14 protein-coding genes are annotated in these 17192 nt (G+C 69.3%); 5 read left to right on the forward strand and 9 right to left on the reverse strand.

Annotation, left to right across the window (positions count from 1 at the left end; genetic code table 11):
* Window positions 1-69: 69 nt before the first annotated feature.
* From ASG48_RS11690 to ASG48_RS11700, 3 genes are read right to left on the reverse strand one after another with little or no spacing between them, the layout of a single operon-like run.
* Window positions 70-1092 (reverse strand): transketolase family protein, encoded by a 1023-nt coding sequence (locus tag ASG48_RS11690; RefSeq protein ID WP_055849866.1) that lies wholly within the window; start codon window positions 1090-1092, stop codon window positions 70-72.
* On the reverse strand, window positions 1089-1934 hold the full coding sequence (locus ASG48_RS11695) for a transketolase (RefSeq protein ID WP_055849868.1): 846 nt from the start codon (window positions 1932-1934) through the stop codon (window positions 1089-1091). The genes ASG48_RS11690 and ASG48_RS11695 overlap by 4 nt, the downstream gene beginning before the upstream one ends.
* A gap of 11 nt (window positions 1935-1945) precedes the next feature.
* Window positions 1946-2698, reverse strand: coding sequence for an SDR family NAD(P)-dependent oxidoreductase (locus ASG48_RS11700; protein WP_055849870.1), 753 nt, complete (start codon window positions 2696-2698; stop codon window positions 1946-1948).
* A gap of 185 nt (window positions 2699-2883) precedes the next feature.
* Between ASG48_RS11700 and ASG48_RS11705 the strand changes: the two genes are divergently transcribed.
* The 3 genes from ASG48_RS11705 to ASG48_RS11715 all read left to right on the forward strand — a co-directional run bounded on the left by ASG48_RS11705 (window position 2884) and on the right by ASG48_RS11715 (window position 6173).
* Entirely contained in the window at window positions 2884-3813 is a 930-nt protein-coding gene (locus tag ASG48_RS11705; RefSeq protein WP_055849872.1) for a LysR substrate-binding domain-containing protein, read from the forward strand.
* Between the two features lie 221 nt (window positions 3814-4034).
* Window positions 4035-4880, forward strand: a complete 846-nt coding sequence (locus ASG48_RS11710; protein ID WP_156381577.1) for a TIM barrel protein — start codon at window positions 4035-4037, stop codon at window positions 4878-4880.
* 261 nt (window positions 4881-5141) lie between these two features.
* The gene (locus ASG48_RS11715; protein ID WP_244486890.1) at window positions 5142-6173 is read left to right on the forward strand and encodes a styrene monooxygenase/indole monooxygenase family protein; all 1032 of its coding nucleotides are present in this window, start codon (window positions 5142-5144) and stop codon (window positions 6171-6173) included.
* Here the strand turns inward: ASG48_RS11715 and ASG48_RS11720 are convergent.
* The 6 genes from ASG48_RS11720 to ASG48_RS11745 all read right to left on the reverse strand — a co-directional run bounded on the left by ASG48_RS11720 (window position 6149) and on the right by ASG48_RS11745 (window position 13782).
* A complete protein-coding gene (locus ASG48_RS11720) occupies window positions 6149-6853 on the reverse strand; it encodes an AraC family transcriptional regulator (RefSeq protein ID WP_162243927.1) in 705 nt (234 codons plus the stop codon). The two genes, ASG48_RS11715 and ASG48_RS11720, sit on opposite strands and share 25 nt — an antisense overlap.
* Window positions 6854-6939: 86 nt before the next feature.
* On the reverse strand, window positions 6940-8511 hold the full coding sequence (locus ASG48_RS11725) for an indolepyruvate oxidoreductase subunit beta family protein (protein WP_055849877.1): 1572 nt from the start codon (window positions 8509-8511) through the stop codon (window positions 6940-6942).
* 12 nt (window positions 8512-8523) lie between these two features.
* Window positions 8524-10674: an indolepyruvate ferredoxin oxidoreductase subunit alpha gene (locus tag ASG48_RS11730; RefSeq protein WP_055849879.1), complete on the reverse strand. Its 2151-nt coding sequence runs from the start codon at window positions 10672-10674 to the stop codon at window positions 8524-8526.
* Between the two features lie 218 nt (window positions 10675-10892).
* Window positions 10893-11399: a MarR family transcriptional regulator gene (locus ASG48_RS11735; RefSeq protein ID WP_055849880.1), complete on the reverse strand. Its 507-nt coding sequence runs from the start codon at window positions 11397-11399 to the stop codon at window positions 10893-10895.
* Between the two features lie 3 nt (window positions 11400-11402).
* The gene (locus tag ASG48_RS11740; protein ID WP_055849883.1) at window positions 11403-12986 is read right to left on the reverse strand and encodes an NAD(P)/FAD-dependent oxidoreductase; all 1584 of its coding nucleotides are present in this window, start codon (window positions 12984-12986) and stop codon (window positions 11403-11405) included.
* A gap of 16 nt (window positions 12987-13002) precedes the next feature.
* Entirely contained in the window at window positions 13003-13782 is a 780-nt protein-coding gene (locus ASG48_RS11745; RefSeq protein WP_055849885.1) for a cyclase family protein, read from the reverse strand.
* Between the two features lie 315 nt (window positions 13783-14097).
* Here ASG48_RS11745 and ASG48_RS11750 point away from each other — a divergent pair, with 315 nt between their 5' ends.
* The gene (locus tag ASG48_RS11750) at window positions 14098-16407 is read left to right on the forward strand and encodes a bifunctional salicylyl-CoA 5-hydroxylase/oxidoreductase (RefSeq protein WP_055849887.1); all 2310 of its coding nucleotides are present in this window, start codon (window positions 14098-14100) and stop codon (window positions 16405-16407) included.
* Window positions 16404-17192, forward strand: a complete 789-nt coding sequence (locus tag ASG48_RS11755; protein WP_055849888.1) for an SDR family NAD(P)-dependent oxidoreductase — start codon at window positions 16404-16406, stop codon at window positions 17190-17192. Before ASG48_RS11750 ends, ASG48_RS11755 begins: the two co-directional genes overlap by 4 nt.

A 17192-nucleotide genomic window follows, 5' to 3' on the forward strand; every position in this document is an offset into this window, starting at 1 on the left:
CTTTCGAGGGCGCACCGCCTGTCGAGATCCTGAGAACGGTCCGGGCGCCTCCCGCGCCCGGCCTCTCCCTCAGGCCAGCCAGTTCCGGATCTGCCGCACGATGGCGGGCGTCGAAAGGCCGTAGCGTTCGTGCAGCGTCGGCAGGGCGCCGGCGTCGAGAAATTCGTCGGGCAGGCCGATCTGCCGGAAGCGGGGTGCATGCCCGCCCCGCAGAAGGGTTCCGGCCACCGCCTCGCCGAGACCGCCGATCACGGTGTGGTTCTCCGCCACCACCACCAGCCGGTCGCCGCGCGATGCCTCCGCCCGGATCGTCGCCTCGTCCAGCGGCTTGATCGTCGGCGAATGGAGAACGGCGGCGCCGATGCCGAGCGCGTCCAGTTCCTTGGCGGCTTCGAGCACCCGCATCGTCATCAGACCCGCGGAGATGAAGAGCACGTCGGGCCCGTCGCGCAGGAGCTTGGCCTTGCCGAGTTCGAACGTGTAGTCGTACTCGTCGAGAACGAGCGGCACCTGCCCGCGCAGGAGACGCATGTAGACGGGACCGGGATGGGCGGCGATGGCCGGCACCGCCTGCTCGATGTCGAGCGCGTCGCAGGGATCGACGATCGTCAGGTTCGGCATGCCCCGGAAGATCGCCAGGTCCTCGGTCGCCTGATGGCTCGGGCCGTAGCCGGTCGTCAGGCCCGGCAGGGCGCAGACGATCTTCACCGGCAGGTTTTCTTCCGCGATCGCCATGCAGATGAAGTCGTAGGCCCGTCGCGAGGCGAAGACGGCATAGGTCGTGGCGAAAGGCAGGAAGCCTTCGCGCGCCAGTCCCGCCGAAGCGCTCATCAGGAGCTGCTCGGCCATGCCCATCTGGTAGAAGCGGTCGGGATGGGCCTTGGCGAAGATGTGCAGGTCGGTGTACTTGCCGAGATCGGCGGTCAGGCCGACGAGATCGGGGCGCGTCTTGGCCAGTTCGACCAGCGCATGACCGAAGGGCGCCGGTTTCGTGCGCTGCCCCTCGCCGGCGATCGAGGCGATCATGGCCGAGGTCGTGAGGCGCGGCTTGGCGGGATCGCGGGGCGCGGGTGCGGCTTTGCGAGGGCTCATCGGGCATGTCCCTCGTCCAGGGCCTGCAGGGCCAATTGCCATTCGTGCGGCTCGACGCGGATGAAATGCGTGACCTCGCGGGTCTCCAGGAAGGGCACGCCCTTGCCCATGCGCGTATCGAAGACCAGCGCCCGCGGCTTGCCGTCGGCCGGGCGCCGGGCTCGGTCGAAGGCCTCGCGCACGGCGTGGATGTCGTTGCCGTCGACGCGCTCGGCATGCCAGCCGAAGGCCGCGAACTTGTCCGTCACCGGCTCGGCGGACAGCGTCTTGGTGGAGGGGCCGTCCGCCTGCTGGTCGTTGAAGTCGACGAGGCAGACGAGATTGTCGAGGCCGTGATGGGCCGCCGACATCGCCGCCTCCCAGGTCGAGCCCTCGCCGAGCTCCCCGTCGGACATGAGATTGTAGACGAAGGCGGAGGAGGCCTTGCGCTTCAGCCCGAGGCCCATGCCGACGGCGATGCCGAGCCCGTGGCCGAGCGAGCCGCCCGTGATCTCCATGCCCGGCGTGTAGGCCGCCATGCCCGACATCGGCAGGCGGGACTCGTCGGACCCGTAGGTCTCCAGCTCGTCCTCCGGCAGGATGCCGGCCTCGATCAGGACCGCGTAGAGCGCGATGGCATAGTGCCCGATCGAGAGGAGGAAGCGGTCCCGCCCCTCCCAGGCCGGATCGTCCGCGCGGTAGCTCAGCGCGTGGAAGTAGGAGACGGCCAGGACATCGGAGATGCCGAGCGCCTGCCCGACATAGCCCTGGCCCTGCACCTCGCCCATGCGCACCGCGTTGCGGCGGATGCGATAGGCGCGCTCCTCGAGCGAGACGTTGGAAAGCGGCGCGGCCGTGGTCATCGCATCCGTCCTCAGTGGATCAACATGCCGCCATTGACGTCGATCGTGGCGCCCGTGACGTAGGAGGAGAGGTCGGAGGCGAGGAAGAGATAGATCCGCGCGACGTCGACCGCGTCGCCGAGACGGGCGAGCGGAATGCCCTTGAGAATGTCGGTGCGCATTTCCGGGGTCAGCTTGCCGCCGGTGATGTCGGTCTGGATGAGGCCGGGGGTCACCGAGTTGACGCGGATCCCGTCGGGACCGAACTCGCGCGCCATCGCCTTGGCGAGACCGAGGACGCCGGCCTTCGCGGCCGAATAATGCGGTCCGCCGAAGATACCGCCGCCGCGCTGCGCGGAGACCGACGACATGCAGGCGATGGATCCGCCGCCCTTCGCCTTCATCCCCGGAATGAAGACCTGGCTGAGGAAGAGGATGCCCGTCATGTTGACGTCGACGATCCGGTGCCAGTCCGCCTCGGAAATGTCGAGCGTCTTCACCGGCTGTGTGATGCCGGCATTGTTGATGAGGATGTCGGCGCCGCCGAAGGCTTGCGATACGGCCTTCGCCGCGGCCTCGCAGGAGGCCTTCGACGTCACGTCGCAGGCAAGGCCCATATGGCCCTCGCCCCGCAGCGAGGCGGCCGCCTCCTTGGCGCCGGCCTCGTCGAGATCGAGAATGGCGACGCGCGCGCCGTGCTCGGCGAAGAGCTCGGCGGTGGCGCGTCCGATGCCACGCTGGCTCGCCGCGCCCGAGATGACGGCTGTCTTGCCGGTCAGCAACATCTTGATCGTCCTCCCAGACGAACGGCCGCGCGTCGTCGCGCCCTGCGGCCGATCCGTCTTCTCGCTTCGGTGTGTTCGGTGCCGGCGCTCCCGAGCCGGTTCCTCCGCTGTTCATCTTCACCAAGCCGGATGAGACCGCAAACGCGAAGTTTACATGCCAAGTTGAATCTGCTTCATCTGTCATCATGCTCAACGGCATCTCGCTCACCTCCATCCGTGCCTTCGAGGCCGCCGGCCGCCTCGGCTCCTTCCGCGCCGCCGCCGCCGAGCTCGGCCTGTCGGCGAGCGCCGTCAGCCATGCCATCCTCAAGCTCGAACGGGCGCTGGGAACGAGCCTTTTCGACCGCTCCGGGCGCGTGGTGCACCTGACGGGCGACGGCGAGACGCTCATGCGCCGGGCCAGTTCCGCCTTCGACGAGTTGCGCCGGGGCATCGAACTCGTGTCCTCGCACCGCGCGCGACTGCTGCGCCTCCACAGCGCGCCGAGTTTCGCCGCGCAGATCCTGTCGCCGCGCCTGCCGGAATTCCTCGCCGCCAATCCCGGCATCGAGGTCCGGCTCGCGGCGAGCACCGAATATGTCCGGTTCACCGACGGCGAGTTCGACGCCGACATCGTCTACGGCACGCCGCGCGGCGACGACCTCGTGACCGTGCCGCTCGGATACGAGGTCGTCACGCCGCTGTGCACGCCGGCCATGGCCGCGACCATCCGCGAGCCGGCCGACCTCCAGGCGCATGTGCTCATCCGCAGCGACACCAAGCAGGTGCGCTGGCCGGACTGGTACGCCGCCAACGGCCTCTCCGCGACGCCGGTTCACAGCATGAGCTTCGACCGCTCCTTCCTCGCCATCGCGGCGGCGGCCGACGGTCTCGGCGTCGCCCTGGAATCGACGCGCCTGGCCCAGCGCGAGCTCGAAAGCGGCCGCCTCGTCGCTCCGCTGGCGGGGCGGGCGCAGGACATCCGCTACATCGGGCACGTCCTCGCCTATCCGCGCTCGGGCTCGCAGCGGCGGCTGGCGCGACGCTTCGCCGAATGGCTCGCCGGCGAACTCGGCCAGCCCCTGCCACCGGACGACGACGCCCCCACCCGCGTCGCGGCGCCGAAGCCACGCTGACGCCTCTGCACGGCCCGGCCAAGCGAGTTCGCCCGCTTCGCGCCTGCCCCACATGAATCCCTTTCATCCACCGCCGAATTCTTTGCGCTTGCGCGCGCGCGGCGCAGGACGGACCGTGCGGCGGGGTCGAGGAGGACATGGGACATGCGGACGAGGCGCCGGACGAGGTCTGACCCGGCTGAAGGCCGATGCACGGGAACCGTCCGCTCGGGGCCGTCGCGTTGAGCGGGCGCATCGTGTCCGTCTCGGCGGCGCCCTATGACGGGCATCCCCTGCCGGTGGCGCTGGAGAGCCTCGCCCGCATCGGCGCCAGCCATGTCGAGCCCGCCTTCATCGTCGGCTATACGGAGCCGTTCGACGAGACCGCCTTCCTGCCGAGCCGCGTCGCCGCCTATCGGAGGGCGCTTCGGGAGGCCGGGCTCGGCTGCCACGCGGTCTCCAGCCACATCGATCTCGGCCTGCCGGACGCCGTCGAGGTCTTCACGGGCCGGCTCGCCTTCGCCGCCGATATCGGCGCGCGCATCATCTGCACGAATGCCGCCGCGCGAGCGCGCGAGGGCGCGTTCCGGCGCAACATGGACATCCTCCTGCGACGGGCCGAGGGGTTCGACGTCGTCATCGCGCTCGAGAATCCGGGCGATGGCAGCGACAATCTCTTCAACGTGGCCGCCGACGGCCTCGACCTCGTCCGCCGCTTCGCCTCGCCCTATCTGAAGCTCAACTACGACGCCGCCAACACGGCCTCGCACCGGCCGATGCTGGCGGACTTCGCGGGCGACGCCATCGAGGCCCTGCCGGCGTCGGCGCATGCCCATATCAAGGATCTGATCCGCGAGGAGGCCGGCTGGTTCTTCACGGCCATCGGACGAGGCACGATCGGCTGCGACCGCATCCTAGCTGCGCTTCGGGACTATCCCGACCTGCCGGTCAGCATCGAACTGCCCTCCCGCATCCATCGCGGCCCCGACGCGCGCCCCCTGCGACAGGCGATGCCGGTTCCCCTGGCGGCGATCGAGCGCGACCTCGCCGCCTCGCTCGAGGCGGTGACCGCTCGCCTTTCGCCCTGACGCTGCGGGGCCTGGCGTTCCTGGTCGTGGCGCCCTGTTTCGCGATGACTGCGGCGGGCGTCGTCGAGCGACAGGCGGCAGGTCACGACCGCGGCGTGCGACCTGTTTCCGGCCGGGGCCTCGGTCCCTTCCTTGCGAACCCGGATTCCTCGGACCTCAACTCTTCGGCGCTCGGCGGATAAAGGCTGCGGTCCGCGCATAGCGCTGCGTGATGGATTTGCGACGATCCCCTCGTCTTCGGCAGGGAGAAGGAACCGTCGCATGAGGAAGATCGGCATCGTGGGCGCGGGGCAGGCGGGTCTGCAGCTCGGACTCGGCCTGCTGCAGGACGGTTACGAGGTGGTCCTCGTCTCCAACCAGACCGCCGACCAGATCGCCCGGGGTCGCGTGACGTCCAGCCAGTGCATGTTCGATCGGGCGCTCGCCAACGAGCGCGCGCTCGGCATCGACTTCTGGCAGGATGCGCCGCCGGTCGAGGGCATCCAGTTCGCGCTCGTTCAGGACGGCACGACGGCCCTGCGCTGGTCCTCGCGCCTCGACAAGCCGGCCCGCTCGGTGGACCAGCGGGTGAAGATGCCGCGCTGGATGGACGAGTTCGAGCGCGCCGGTGGGGAGTTGCGCATCCTCGACGCGGGCCTCGACGATCTGGAAGCGCTGCATCGCGAATGCGATCTCGTGATCGTCGCCTCGGGCAAGGGAGAGATCGGCAAGCTCTTCCAGCGCGATGGCGAGCGCTCGCCCTTCGACAAGCCGCAGCGCGCGCTGGCGCTGACCTACGTGCACGGCATGAAGCCGCGCGCCCCGCACTCGGCGGTCAACTTCAACCTCGTTCCCGGCATCGGCGAATATTTTGTCTTCCCCGCCCTGACCTTGAGCGGCCCCTGCGAGATCATGGTCTTCGAGGGCCTTCCCGGCGGGCCGATGGATCGCTGGGGGGATGTCCGCACGCCCCAGGAGCACCTGGCCGAGAGCCTGCGCATCCTCCGGCAATACGTTCCGGCCGAATACGAACGGGCGAAGGACGTGGTGCTGACCGACGATCTCGGCGTCCTGTCCGGCCGCTTCCCGCCGACCGTGCGCAAGCCCATCCTGACGCTGCCCTCCGGGGCGCTCGCCCTCGGCATGGGCGACAGCGTCTGCCTCAACGATCCCATCACCGGACAGGGCGCCAACAATGCCAGCCATTGCGCCGCCCTCTATCGCGACGCGATCGTCGAGCATGGCGACCGGCCGGTCGACGGCGCCTTCCTGCAGGCGACGTTCGAGCACTACTCGGCATTCGCCTCGATATAGTCTTCGACCAGACGAACATGGCGCGGCGCGGCGGGACTTGCGGTCCGCGCCAGCCGCGCGCTGTGGGCGTTCGGCTGGTGCTCGATCAGGCAGGTCATCAGCAAGGAGGCGTGCAGGCTCGCGGCGAGCGGGCTCCGGGGCTCGCCAAGACTTTCCAGTCCCTCCATCGCCAGCTTGACCATGCGCCACCAATGCGCGCCGCCCTGCGTCAGAGGCATGGCCAGCTGGAAGTCGATGCGGGTCGACGGGGCCCCGCCCAGCATGAGGGGCACTTGCCGTTCCAGCGCCTCCCGCTCGATGCGCACCGTCAGCTTCGCGCAGTCCGCCGACCAGCGCATCCGCGTGTCCGCATCGGGGGTGAGGATGGTCGCCTGCATGGGGCAGGCCACCGCCTGCTCCCGCCCGTGGCGCACGCTGGCACGCCCCGCATAGGGCAGCATGACGAGGTAGAAGTCGTTCAGCGTGCCGGGATCGATCTCGACATCGGCGCCGTAGCCCATCGCCGCGAGGGTCACGGGCCCCATGCGCACCGCGTTCTGCCAGGCGCGAAGGGGGCCGTCGCCGGCCCTCGATATCAGCCGATGGTCGCAGAAGACGCGCGAGACCTCGTTTCGCGCCTCGTCGATATCCGTCGTGAGGAACCGGCGGAAGCGATCCAGCGGCTGCGACGCATCCGGCATCCATCCGACTCCCGTCGCTTCACTCGACGCTTTCATCCTACACCCGCGCCAGACGGACCCGTCAGGCGACCCGGCATGCCGCGCCGTCAGCTCGGCTCGTAGGCCGAGGCGACGGTCAGAAGCGCGCCGTCGAGCGCCTTGCCCTCCTCGTCGAGAAGGGCGGCCTTGATCAGGCGATGGAGCCACGCGCCGCCATCGGCCTGCCCGCGCAGCAGCGGCACGGCGGACAGGACGCGGTCGAACTTGGAATGGCCGCGCGCATGCGTGTCGGAATAGCCCTTCACGAGGCGGCGGGCCGAGAGGATGGCGACGGCCAGGTCGTAGTTCTCCGGCAGGACCGCGCACGCTCCGTCCAGCCAGCGCTTCCAGTGCTCGGCCTCGCGCTCGTGGCGCAGCGAGCCTCGGCGGAAGCGCTTGAGACCGGCGACGAGATAGAGCGCCAGAAACCAGTGGATGCGGTCGGTGCGCACGCGGCGGCCGCGATTGACCAGCCTGTCGAGCGCGGAAAAGAGCTTCGGCCGGTCCTCGATCGCGTGCCCGATGCGGGCCGGCAGCGTCCCCGCCACCTCCTCCATGCGCGGATGCATGTATTCGGTGAGGCCGAGGATCTGATCGTCCTTCGCCCCCACCTCGCGGCGGATGCGGGGGGTGCGGGCGCTCCGGGTCTTGAGGTCGGCGACCCGCAGCACGTCGTCATAGGCCATGGCGACGGCGAGATACTTGGCGGCGCCCTGCGTGAAGCTCCACTCCTTCCCCGCCCCGCCATGGCGGCGATCCAGCGCGTGGAGCGCCTCGAGAACCGTCAGATACTCGCCCGCATAGGCCGTGTCCTGATAGTCCACGAGGCGCTTCACGCCGGCAAACGCCATGGCGCGCGCCGTTCGGGGAAGCGCGGCGATCCGGGCGAGCAGCGCGTCGAGCGCGGGCACGCCCACGCGGGCCGGGGGCTCGGGCAGATCCTTGCCCGGCGCCTTCGGCACGATCTCGCGCGCGCCGCCGACGACACGGTCGAAGCCGGCCGAAAAGGCCCTCAGGCTCGGCTCGACGCCCTTTCCGCCGGCGCGGATCGCCGCCTCGAAGGCCTCGCGCGGGAAGGGCAGCAGGCCGGAGCCGGCGAGCGCTCCGAACATGGTGGCGGAAATGACGCTGCCGTTCTTCTCGGCCAGCGTCTGCATGTCGAAGGCGACGATGCGCTTGGCCGCGACGCCGGCCGCCGTCACGACGCTCTCGGGATCGCCGACGCCATCGCCCGGCACCTCCTTCTCGCCGACCGCATAGGAGCGGTGCGACGAGGTGATCAGGGTGGTGCGGTCGGGCGTGACCAGCCCGCGCAGCATGGAGCGGCCCGCTTCCATGAACTCGGCGGCCAGCACCACGTCGACATCGCCGGGCGTCGGCATCAGGGACAGGATCGGGGCCTGCCCATCCCGCCCGGGCAGCATTTCGAGATAGTAGATCGTCGCGCCCGTGCGCTGGGCGACGCCGGGAACGGAGGTCGACTGCGCGACCCAGCCCGCGCCTTCCGCGGTCGCCACGATCCAGTCGGCCAGGACGCCGCCGCCCTGCCCGCCCATGGCGAGGATGGCGAGCGAGAGCGGCTTGTCGGTCGAGAGGCGCGCTGGGGTCGTGCCCTGTGCAAAGCTCTGATGGACGGTCATGGCGCTCGTTCCTCAGGCGAAGGCGACGCGGCGCACGTCGCGCCGGCGCTGCAGGAAGCCGATGACGCGGGCGCGCAGGCGCGCCAGGACGCGGTCGGTCTTCGTCGGGTTGAACACGATCTCGGCCTTGTAGAAGGAGGGGCAGAGGATCGCCGCCTCCGACACTTCGCCGCAATTGCCGCAGCCGACGCAGCCGTTGTCGATCGCGGCGACCGGGTCGTCCTTCAGCGGGTCGGCCGTGTGCTTGACCGACAGCGAGGGGCAGCCCGACAGGCGGATGCAGGCGTGGTCTCCGGTGCAGACGTCCTCGTCCACGCCGAACCGTTCCTTCACCACCCGCTCGCCGTTCCGCACGGCCTTGGCGAAGATCGGCTTCACCCGGCGCTGCTTGTTGAGCATGCATTCGGACGAGGCGACGATGACCTTCGGCCCCTTTTCCGGGCTCGTCAGCGCCTCCTTCAGCGTGTCGCGCATCCGGGCCACGTCGTAGGTCCGGTCGACATGGCGCACCCATCTGGCGCCCACGCCCTTCACCGCCGTCACGATGGAATTGTTGGTGGAGCGGTCGGGGTTCTCTGCGCGCGAGGACGGGATGTCCTGCCCGCCGGTCGCGGCGGCATAGTGGTTGTCCACCACCATGATCACGCCGTCCTGCTTGTTGAAGACGGCGTTGCCGACGCTGGTGCTGAGGCCGTTGTGCCAGAACCCGCCGTCGCCCATCACCGAGATGGGGCGCTTCTTCGCGTCCACGTTGAAGGCCGAGGCCGAGGCCGGCCCGAGCCCGTAGCCCATCGTCGTGCCGCCGATGTTGAAGGGCGGCAGGATGGAGAAGAGATGGCAGCCGATATCGGCCGAGACGTGATGGGGCCCGAGCTCCTTCTCCACGAGCTTCATCGCCGCGAAGATCGGCCGCTCGGGACAGCCGATGCAGAAGCCGGCGGGCCGCGCCGGCACCACCCCGTTCAGCGCCGTCACCTTCGGATCGGCCAGCACGGCGTCGGCGCTCGGCACCGGCGGACGGTTGCCGAGAAGCTCGGCCGCATGGGTCTCGAGGAAGGCGGCCAGGCCCTTTGCGAGAACCTGCGCGGTGTATTCGCCGCCGCGCGGCAGGACGTCCTTGCCGGCGAGCCTGGTCTGCAGGTCGTGGCGGCGCAGGACGAGGCTGACCGCCTGCTCGATATATTCGGGCTGGCCTTCCTCGATCATGAGGACGGCGTCCTTCTCTGCGCAGAACGCGACGAGTTCCGCGTCGATCAGCGGATAGGAGACGTTGAGGACATAGAGCGGCACCGCGCTGGCGCCGTAGACGTCCGCAAGGCCCAGATGCTGGAGCGCGCGCATCGTGCTGTTGTAGAGGCCGCCCTGCAGGATCAGGCCGACGCGGCCCGTCCGGGGGCCGAAATGCTCGTTCAGCTTGCGGCGGGCGACGAAGTCGACCGCGGCGGGCCAGCGCTTCTCTAGCTTCTCGGTCTCGTGGAGATAGGCGGCGGGCGGCAGCACGATCCGGCTCAGGTCGCGCTTCGGGTTCTCGACCGCCTCCCGCAGCGTGAAGGCGGGACGCTTGTTGTCCTTGGCGACGAACTCGCCATGGACATGGCAGGAGCGGATGCCGACCTGGAGCAGGACCGGCGTGTTCGAGGCCTCCGAGAGCTCGAAGCCCGTTTCCACCGCTTCCACGATCGACGCAAGGTTGGGGCGCGGTGTCAGAAGCCACATCTGCGACTTCATGGCGAAGGCGTGGGTGCGCTCCTGCATGATGGAGGAGCCCTCGCCGTAATCCTCGCCGACGATGACGAGCGCGCCGCCCGTCACCCCGCCCGAGGAGAGGTTGGAGAGCGCGTCGGAGGCGACATTGGTGCCCGCCGTCGACTTCCAGGTCACCGCGCCGCGCACGGGATACATGACCGAGGCCGAGAGCATGGCGGCCGCCGCCGCTTCCGAGGCCGAGGATTCGAAGTGGACGCCGAGTTCGTCCATCACGCCGCGCGCGTCGGCCAGAACGTCCATCAGATGCGAGATCGGCGATCCCTGATAGCCGCCGACATAGGAGACGCCGGACTGAAGCAGCGCCTTGGTGATGGCGAGGATGCCCTCGCCGCGAAACACGTCGCCCTCGCCGAGCTTCAGCTCTTCGACTTCGCGAACGAAAGACCGTTCCGCCATGGACCGCCCTTATGTTGAGGAGGAGAAGGGAAGCCGACCGAGCAGCTTCAATATCCATGCATAATCATGCTTTTTAGAAAGGTGTCAAACAGATTTCGCCGTTTTCTCGTCCAATATACGGGATCAGAGCGCATCAATAATAGGCATTTGCATGAAATCTGGCGGATGCGCCGGCGCGGTCGCGCCCGCCGCGGCGAGTGCCCGCCTCGCAGGCCGGCCTACAGGTCGTTGCGGCGGATATTGCCGAGGATGCGGTGCAGGAGGGCGACGAAGGTCTGGTATTCCTCTTCGGAAACGCCCTCGAACATCTGCGAGAAGCGCTCGTACATGGTCGGCCAGACGGCGGCGAAGGCGGCCGCGCCCTTTTCGGTGATCGAGGTCTCGCGCACGCGCGCGTCGTCGGCGCGGGGGGTGCGCAGGACGAGCCCCTGCTCCTCCATCGCGTCGAGGGTCCGGCTCATCGTGGACTGCTCGGTGACGGCGTAGACGCTGAGCTCGTTGATCGCCAGGCCGTTGGAGACGCTGAGGATGGCGAGGATCCGCATCTTGGCGGTGGTCATGTCGAAGGCTTTCAGCTCGTCCGACATATCGGCGTTCCAGCGCGCCGCCACGCGGTTGAGCAGGTAGGGAGCGAAGTGGTTGAGCCCCAGTTCGCCCATGGAGGGGATCGCGCCCTTCCGCTCGTTCGCGCTGCCCAGAACACCGCGACGATACCTGCCGACCATGACCTACCTTAGGGTTTGCGCGAGCGCGAAGCCCGATCCCGCGCCGAGCCCCGGCCCGGGATGGGTGGAAGCTCCGATATGGTAGAGCTTCGGGACATGGGTCCGATGATTAACGGAGCCCTTGAAGGGCCGCCAGAGGAAAAATTGGTCGACGCCGCAGGCGCCGCCATAGGGATCGCCGCCGACGAGATTGACGTTGAGGCGCTCCAGATCGGCCGGCGAGTAGGCGACGCGCCTGAGCAACGTCCCGCGGAACCCGTCGATATGGGCGGCGAGCACGGCCTCGATGCGGTCGGCATAGGCCTCGCGCAGCGCGGGCGTCCAGGCACCGCCGGCGGGGGCGGGAATGACGCCCGCGGCATCCCCCTTGATGTGGCGCGGCGCCTCGGGAAGCTGGAGCCAGAGGACGGAGGCGCCCGCCGGCGCGCGGGAAGGGTCGAGCATCGCCGGCTGGCCGACGCAGATCGTGGGCTCGGCCGGCAGAAGCCCGCGCTCGGCCTCGTTCACCGCGCGCGACACGCCGTCGAGCCCCGGCGTCAGATGCAGGAGCGCGACCTTGCCGAGTTCGGGCGCCGACCAGCGCGGCGGACGCGACAGGGCATAGTGGATCTGCATGTTGCCCTTGCCGTGGCGGTAGCGCCGCGCGCTCTCCCTCATCTCCGCCGGCAGGCCTTCGCCGGGCAGAAGCCGGCCGTAGAGCTGGCCCGGCGCGGCCGAAACGATGACGCCGGAGCCGGCGCGAAGGACGGCTCCGCCCACAAGACGCACGCCCTCGGCCTCGCCCCTGGCGTTGCGCAGGACCTCCTCGACGTCGGCCCCTGTGCGGATCTCCCCGCCATGGTCCTCGATCAGGCGGCGGAAGGCGGTGAGGAGTGTCTCCGCCCCGCCCTTCACCACCGGGGCGCCCGCCGCCTCCAGCGCGAAGCCGATGACGCGCACCATCTCGCCGGAAAAGGTCGATTCCGGCCCGAGCCCGCAATGCAGGACCCAGGGGGCGAAGAGGGCGCGGGCCGTCTCGGACCCATAGGTCGTCTCGAGATGGGCGCGCGCGTCCACCATGGCCTCGCCGAAGAAGGCGGCCAGGCCTCGCGGGCCGCGGCGCAGCAGCTCGCGCCCCACGGTCTTCAGCGTGGCGCGCGACCAGAGCGCGCTGCCCAGAAGCGAGAAGATGAAGCCGGCATCGCCCGCGAAACGCTCCATGTCGGCCTGGAAAGCCGCTCCGTCGCCGTCGGAAAGGGCGTCGAGCGCGGCGACATTGGCGGCGCGTTCGCGCGACAGGATCGCGTGGCGCCCGTCCGGCAGGAGGACGCCGGTCGGATGGGAGGCGTCGGCGAATTCCAGCCCGCGGGCCGCCAGATCCTCCTTCAGGACGGCATAGGCCGGGGAGGTCGTGAACAGGACGAAGGTCGTCGCCATCACGTCGTGGACGAAGCCCGCTTCCGTGATCGCCTCCGTGCGCAGACAGCCGCCGATACGCTCGTTGCGCTCCAGAAGCACGACCTTGCGCCCGCGCCGGGCCAGGAGGCTGGCGGCCACCAGCCCGTTGATGCCGCTGCCGACGATGACGTAGTCCACCTGCCGTTCCATCGCGCCCGCCCTTCCGTCAGGTCCTGGGCGCAAGGGCGATGACGCGCAGCGGGCTGCCCGTGCCGTTCACGATCTTCAGGGGCGCGGCGACGACAAGCGCGCCGGTCGGCGGCAGCCTGTCGAGATTGACGAGGCTGGCGAGCCCGTAGCGGCCCTGTTCCAGTAGAAGATGATGGGCCGGGAAGGGCGGGTCGAAGGAATGGGCCATGCCGGCATCGGTGCCGACGCATTCGTTGCCCCAGCCGATCACGTTCTTCTCCACGAGATAGCGGATGCAGTCGACGCTCGGGCCCGGCGTGTGGCCGCCGTTCAGGAAGGTCTCGGCGGACGCGTTGCGCGGGTACCAGTCGGACCGCATGAAGACCCAGGCCCCGGCGGGGATCTCGCCATGCTCCGCCTCCCACGCCCTCACGCCCTGCGCCGTCAGCACGAAGTCGGGGTCGGCCGCGACCTCGGCGGAGCAGTCGATCACGCAGACGGGGGCGACGAAGTCCCTGGCCGGCAGCCTGTCGGTCGTGTTGTCGGGCCGGTCGCGACCGGAGATCCAGTGGGCGGGCGCGTCGAAATGGGTGCCCGTATGCTCGCCGAGCTCCATCCAGCCCCAGGCCCACCAGGGACCGTTGGCGTCGTAGGCGGAGATCTCGTTCATTCTGAAGGCCGGCGTGTTCCGGCCGAACTCGGGCGGGAGATGGAGCACCGGCGTATCGGGACCGAGCGGCGCGGTCAGATCGATCACCTCGATCGCGCCGGACGCAAGGGCGGCGGCGACACTCGACAGGCTTTCGGCGGCGGACATGGGCGACCTCAGGGAAGGGACTGGGGGGATCGCGGCACCGCGGCAGCGTGTCGCGCGATCGGAGGATGACCAGCGATAAGTGAAAATGCAAGCATCGCCTTCGCGAGAAATCGTCGACCTTCCTCTTCGATAGGCGGCTCGTGCGGTAATTGGCCGGGGGACAGGACTCCGCCTGCTCTTCGCCTCGGCAAGCGCCTGCACAATTCCGATGCAGATGCAGATATTTCGAAAGACGCCTTGACCGCGCCCGCTCGGCAAATTATTTTAGGTCTAAATCTTCTTCCCGCATCGATCCCCCGTCCAGGAGGCCCAACCATGCGCATCGTCTGTATCGGCGGCGGTCCCGCCGGTCTGTATTTCGCGCTCCTGATGAAGAAGAACCATCCGGAGCACTCGGTCACCGTGGTCGAGCGCAACCGGCCCTACGATACGTTCGGCTGGGGGGTCGTCTTCTCCGACGCGACCATGGTCGCCATGCGCGAGTGGGATCCGGAAAGCGCCGCCCGGATCGAGGACGCGTTCAACCACTGGGACGATATCGAGCTGATCTTCAAGGGCGAGCGGCTGCGCACCACCGGCCACGGTTTCGTGGGCATCGGGCGCAAGAAGCTCCTCAACATCCTGCAGGAGCGCTGCGAGGCGCTGGGCGTGGACCTGCGTTTCGAGACCGAGGTGAACGGCGACGAGGACTTCCCCGACGCCGATCTCGTCATCGCCTCCGACGGCTTCAACTCGAAGGTGCGCAACAGATACGCCGACATCTTCGAGCCCGACCTCGTGAAGCGGCCGAACCGCTTCGTCTGGCTCGGCACCGACAAGCTCTTCGACGCCTTCACCTTCGACTTCCGCCGCACGGAACACGGCTGGTTCCAGGCCCATGTCTACAGGTTCGACGACAAGACCTCGACCTTCATCGTCGAGACGACGGAGGAGGCCTTCGCCGCGCACGGGCTCGAGGCGATGAGCCAGGACGAGTCGATCGCCTTCTGCGAGAACCTCTTCGCCGACACGCTCCAGGGCGCGCCCCTGATGACCAACGCGCGGCACATGCGCGGCTCGGCCTGGCTCAACTTCTCGCGCCTCATCTGCGGCAAGTGGAGCCATTTCAACGGCCGCAGCCACGTCGTCCTCATGGGCGACGCCGCCCATACCGCGCATTTCGCCATCGGGTCGGGCACCAAGCTGGCGCTCGAGGACGCGATCGAGCTGACGCGCCAGTTCAACGCCCACGGCCATGAGCGCGATGCCATCGCGGCCGTCCTTCGGGATTACGAGGCGATCCGGCGCGTCGATGTCGCGCGCATCCAGAACGCGGCGCGCAACGCCATGGAATGGTTCGAGGTCGTGGGCGAGCGCTATGCCGACCAGCTCGCGCCCGATCAGTTCATGTATTCCATGCTGACGCGCTCGCAGCGCATCAGCCACGAGAATCTGCGCCTGCGCGACCCCGAATGGCTTGAGGGCTTCGAGCGCTGGTTCGCGGCCCGGGCGGGCGTGCCGGCCAAGGACGGCGAGCGGCCGCTGCCGCCCATGCTGACCCCCTTCACGCTCCGGGGCGTGACGTTGAAGAACCGCATCGTGATGTCGCCCATGGCCATGTATTCGGCCAGGGACGGACTGATCGACGACTTCCATCTCGTGCATCTGGGCGCCCGCGCCATGGGCGGCGCGGCGCTCGTCTTCGCCGAGATGACCTGCGTGTCGCCGGACGCCCGCATCACGCCGGGCTGTCTCGGCCTGTGGAACGAGGACCAGGCGAAGGGCTGGAAGCGCCTGGCCGACTTCGTGCACGCCAATAGCGACGCAAGGCTCGGCATCCAGCTCGGCCATGCCGGCCGCAAGGGCGCGACGAAGCGTGCCTGGGAGGGAATCGACGAGCCTCTCGGCGAGGACGCGTGGCCGCTCGTCTCGGCCTCACCCCTTCCCTATCTCGCGCATTCGGCCGTGCCGAGACCCATGGACCGGGCCGACATGGACCGGGTGCTGGCCGACTTCGTCGCCGCAACGCGCCGCGCGGCCGAGGCCGGAGTGGACTGGCTGGAGCTGCACTGCGCTCACGGCTATCTCCTCTCCTCCTTCCTCTCGCCCCTCACCAACCGGCGCGAGGACGCCTATGGCGGCAGCCACGAGAACCGGGCGCGCTATCCGCTGGAGATCCTGCGCGCCGTGCGCGCGGCCTGGCCGCAGGACCGGCCGATCTCCGTGCGCCTCTCCACCCATGACTGGTTCGAGGGCGGCAACACGCCGGAGGACGCGGCGATCTTCGCGCGGATGTTCAAGGACGCCGGCGCCGACATGATCGACTGCTCCTCCGGTCAGGTCTGGAAGGAGGAGAAGCCGGTCTATGGCCGCCTCTTCCAGACGCCCTTCTCCGACAAGATCCGCAACGAGGTGGGCATCCCCACGATCGCCGTCGGCGCGATCTCGGAGGCCGACCACGCCAATTCCATCATCTCGGCAGGCCGCGCCGACCTTTGCGCCATCGCCCGCCCGCATCTCGCCGACCCCGCCTGGACGCTGCGCGAGGCCGCCAGGATCGGCATCCGCTCCGTGCCCTGGCCGAGGCAGTACCACTCGGCCAAGCGGCAGTTCGAGACCAATCTCGAACGGGCGGCGGCGCAGTGAGCGCCGAAGCTCCGCTCGCCGGACGGCACGCGCTCGTCACGGGCGCGGGCTCGGGGATCGGCACGGCGATCGCCGAGCGGCTGCGCCGGGCCGGCGCCCGCGTCACGCTGGCCGGGCGGCGCGAGGCGCCGTTGCGGGCGCTGGCCGAACGGCTGGGCGGCGACGCCTTCGTCGCCTCCGGCTTCGACGTGACGGACACGGCGGCCATCGCCGCCGGGCTTCAGACGGCGCGGGAGGCCTTCGGCCCCGTCTCGATCCTCGTCAACAATGCGGGCGAGGCGCCGAGCGCGCCCTTCGAGAAGACGGGCGCCGATCTCTGGGCCAGGGTCCTGTCGGTGGATCTCACCGGCGTCTTCAACGTGACGCAGGCGGTGCTGCCCGATCTTCGATCGCTGGGGGCCGGCGGGCGAATCGTCAACGTCGCCTCGACGGCGGGGCTGACGGGCTATGCCTATGTCTCCGCCTACTGCGCCGCCAAGCACGGCGTCGTCGGCCTGACGCGGGCGCTGGCGCTGGAACTGGCCAGGACCGGGATCACCGTCAACGCGGTGTGCCCCGGCTTCACCGACACGCCGATCGTCGCCCAATCCGTGCAGCGCATCGTCGAGAAGACCGGGCGCAGCCGCGAGGAGGCCCTGAAGACATTCACCGCGGCCAACCCGCAAGGACGGCTCGTCTCGCCCGCCGAGGTGGCGCACGCCGTGCTCTGGCTCGCCCTCCCCTGCGCCTCCGCCATCACGGGCCAGGCCGTCGCCGTCTCCGGCGGCGAGGTCATGGCCGGCTGA

The sequence above is a fragment of the Aurantimonas sp. Leaf443 genome (genome assembly GCF_001425575.1).
Lineage (GTDB): Bacteria > Pseudomonadota > Alphaproteobacteria > Rhizobiales > Rhizobiaceae > Leaf443.